Genomic DNA, 3,350 nt, shown 5'->3' on the forward strand with positions numbered 1-3,350 from the left:
ACAAGATACTGTCAAACGTCGTCAACCAGCCACCAACGATGGCAGCCAGAGCCGCCGTGTGAGCAGGTGTCGCCGGCCGTTCACGCTGGCGGCGGGCTAGCGGCTCTATGTTCCGCTTCAACGTCTGAGGTTGGCCAACTCGGCAACCGTCACTTTCGCCCTGCGGCCCACGCCGCTGCGACCGCACAGAGCACCAGGCAACTGAAGCCGCCGCAGAGCAGCAGGCCGACTGCCCAGAACCCCGATTCCATCATGGCCACGATCGTAAGCGGGGCTGTCACCAGTGCTGCCGACAGCAACGGTGACAGCAACGGGCCGGGACGAGGGCAGCCCCTGGCGGCCGGGCGCGGACAGTTGCCCGAGGTCGCGGATGCGGACGGACCCCGCCGGACAATGCGCCCAGAACTTACAAGCGAGGGGTCGTGGTGAGCAGCCGGGTCGTGGGGCAAGCTGCGCTACTCGGACTCCTCGCGGAAGTAGACCGTGACTGAGTACCAGTCCCCATCGGCCGTGACCTCGTTGTGCAGGACCAGGTCTTGGACCCACACCTGTCCGAGTGCCTCGATCGAGTCGGCGACCCGACGCAGTAGGGCCGGAACGTCGTCCTGGCCCGGCCCTTCAGGATTGCTCTGCGAGAAGTGCCGCGAGGGGAAGGACTCTGTCTTCTGGGGCATCAAGGCAGTATCCAGCAGGTAGCCGCCGCCGTGGAGACCCCTGGGTGACGATCGGGCGTCCTGGCGCACCACCGAGGGAAGCCCAAGATCAGGCCGTATCCAGGCCGTCAGTGGTGGACCAAGAGCAACGAACGTCGACTACCGATGACCAGTGAACGGGCAGCTCAGACGGCATCTTGTCCGTGTTGATCGACTATGCCCTCACCTTTGATCAATACAACGCCAAATAATCGGGGCCTACCATGACGCCGTGGACAAGGTGCAGCTACGGCGGCTTCCGGTGACGACGCCTCCTATCCCTCCCGGAGGTGGTCGAATCCAGTCTCCGGTCGGAGAACTGGCCTAGGTGGTCAACGGCGACAGCTACCAGTACCTTGCCTACCTGGAGTTCCGGCCGGATGCCACGAAGCCGCGCGGCAACCACTACCACGCCTACAAGACAGAGACGCTGCACCTGATCATCTGGCGGGTCCGGGCGGTCTGTCAGGACCTGGATTCCGGCGAGCGGGCGAGGATGACGCTTGAACCGGGAGACCTGGTGACGGTGCAGCCGCGGTGCGCGCACGTCTACTACGCGCTGGAGCACTCGCAAGCCGTGGAGCTGGCCGACCGGCCCTACGACCCGGCCGACACGCACCCCTACGAGGTAACGGAGACGGCATAGGCGGCCGGCTGCCGGCATTTCCGTCCCCAGTTGATGCTTGCCGGTGGGCCTAGGAAGCGTGCACGTGGTCGGGGCCGGTGGGCGCGGACATCAACGCATGCCAGAGCCGTTGGTATTCGGCTGGTTCGCCGATCGCCGGCCGGTGCTGTGGGTGGTCGACGTAGTGCCGGATCGTGTCGGCGAGGAACCATGGGTGGATGTTGTCGATGCGCAGCCGCCGTCGGCCCAGGGGGAGGATGCCGCAGCGGCGTACCAGGTCCGGTTGTGTGTAAGTCAGGGCCAGGGTGGAGGCCCCGACTGCGGGTCGGGAAGGGCTGCCGGGTGCCAGGGCCTCCCACGGCACCATCAAGGAGCCGGTGACGTCGCGTTGACAGACACCGTCCGGCCGTAACTCGAGCGAAACGCCGCGCCAGCCAGCGGCAACCTGCATACCGATGGCGACGAGGAGCAGGAACGGCAACACCATGAACAGGCCCCCGACGACTTCGCCAAGGGGCAGTCCCAGCAACTGCGAGGCCGAGAACGTGAGCATCACGGCGATGAGGATCTGGGACGCGCCCGGTTCAGTGGCGAACGCCCGAACCTCGGGCTTGACCAGTAAGGCCGCCGGACGTGATCGACCAAGGGCAAGCACGCCCAGCACGCCCACGAGTAAGGCCGCGATAATCAGGATCAAGCCCAGCCAGTCTGACAGCCGACGGCCCCAGGCCAGACCCACGGCCAGGACAGGCGAAAGGGTGAGGATCAGCCGCCGGTAGCGGACCGTGACGGCGAAGAGCGCGGCCAACATGCCAGGAGCGTAGTCGACCTCATCCAGGCCCATGGCCCCTCAATTTCCGGACCTGGTGCCAGAAGATGCCCGTCGGATGTGACCGAGGTGGTTGCACTCACCTTGCGTACTCCGACTCGACCTGGCCGCCGGTTCTGTGCCGCGAGGGTTCGGGCTTGCGAACCTTAACCGGGCGATCGGCTTGAGGGTGGTGCGGGGTACTTCGGTGAGGAGCTGGTCGCCGTCGTGGACGCGGAAGGTGGTGGTCGGGCGGGGCGGGCGTCGCGGATGCTGGCGACTGCCCTGCGAAGCCGCCCTTGAACCCGGAGCCTCTGCGATCGCTCGGGCCGGCGTTGCCGGCAGGCCAGGGGCCTGCCCTTGGTACACGCGCCGTATCCCCACCTCGACCTCGTCGCGCAGCAGCCCGGCCCCGGCAGTGGCCAACCGAGCAGCCATACTCACCGATCCAGGCAATCAGTGATTGATCAAGGTTTGGACTTGCTGCGACGTATGGAACGCCGTGGACGAGGGAGCCGTCGCGGAACGAGGCGGCCAGTAGCGACGTGTGATGTGAGTCCGCCGGTGACCCAGCACAGGACGAGGGTCGCGACGAGACTCACGAGCCCGAAGACCTGTAGGGCGCGTGCTTGCGCAACTTCATCCGGGGTTTCGGGTGCGATCAGGCCGTTGGGGTCGACCAGAACGGCCGTCGTCCCACCTACTGTGAACTCGTCGTCCCGGTCTCGGCAGATGTTGCCACGGATCGGGGTGCCGTCGGTGCGCTGCAGGCTGTAGCAGTGCACGTCGTGTCCGCCTCCCCGTCCGGGGTAATGGGCGACGTCATGGTCCACCACTCTCGCCACCTCCGGCTCCCCGCGTAGAGCGAGCACGGTGAGCCGAGGGGCATCCATCATCGCGAGCATCCAGAAGAGGGATGCGACGGCTGCCGCCAGGGCTGCGGCCTTCGTTGCCAGCGGAGCCTCGCTCCACACGCTTTGGGTCAACACGAGTTGGCTGGCGACCAAGAGTGCTATGACCCACGCAGCGAGAGGCACCCACTCCGGCCAGCTGAACAAGTCGGCCAGCGCCGAGATCAACCCGGGCGCGGTGAAGCAGGCGATCAGGGAAAGCCGATGTCGGCGCGCCCTGCCGCGACGAGGAAGCGACGCTGACACGTCGTGGATTATGGTTCAGGATTTCAACCGCTGCTAACTAGTGCGGTGTCCACTGACGTTCACCGGGT

At 66.1% G+C, this 3,350-nt stretch carries 4 protein-coding genes; 1 reads left to right on the forward strand and 3 read right to left on the reverse strand.

Going from position 1 to position 3,350, the window contains the following annotated elements:
* Window positions 1-455 precede the first annotated feature (455 nt).
* Window positions 456-674: a hypothetical protein gene (locus ACNAW0_RS30080; protein ID WP_416291423.1), complete on the reverse strand. Its 219-nt coding sequence runs from the start codon at window positions 672-674 to the stop codon at window positions 456-458.
* Window positions 675-1,020: 346 nt separating this feature from the next.
* Between ACNAW0_RS30080 and ACNAW0_RS30085 the strand changes: the two genes are divergently transcribed.
* A complete protein-coding gene (locus tag ACNAW0_RS30085; protein ID WP_416291424.1) occupies window positions 1,021-1,338 on the forward strand; it encodes a hypothetical protein in 318 nt (105 codons plus the stop codon).
* A gap of 49 nt (window positions 1,339-1,387) precedes the next feature.
* Here ACNAW0_RS30085 and ACNAW0_RS30090 read toward each other — a convergent pair whose 3' ends face one another.
* Together ACNAW0_RS30090 and ACNAW0_RS30095 are read right to left on the reverse strand one after the other, a co-directional pair.
* Entirely contained in the window at window positions 1,388-2,128 is a 741-nt protein-coding gene (locus tag ACNAW0_RS30090; protein WP_416291425.1) for a hypothetical protein, read from the reverse strand.
* Between the two features lie 464 nt (window positions 2,129-2,592).
* A complete protein-coding gene (locus ACNAW0_RS30095; RefSeq protein WP_416291426.1) occupies window positions 2,593-3,282 on the reverse strand; it encodes a hypothetical protein in 690 nt (229 codons plus the stop codon).
* Window positions 3,283-3,350 lie beyond the last annotated feature (68 nt).

It is taken from the genome of Micromonospora sp. SL1-18, assembly GCF_047921505.1.
Taxonomy (GTDB): Bacteria; Actinomycetota; Actinomycetes; order Mycobacteriales; family Micromonosporaceae; genus Micromonospora.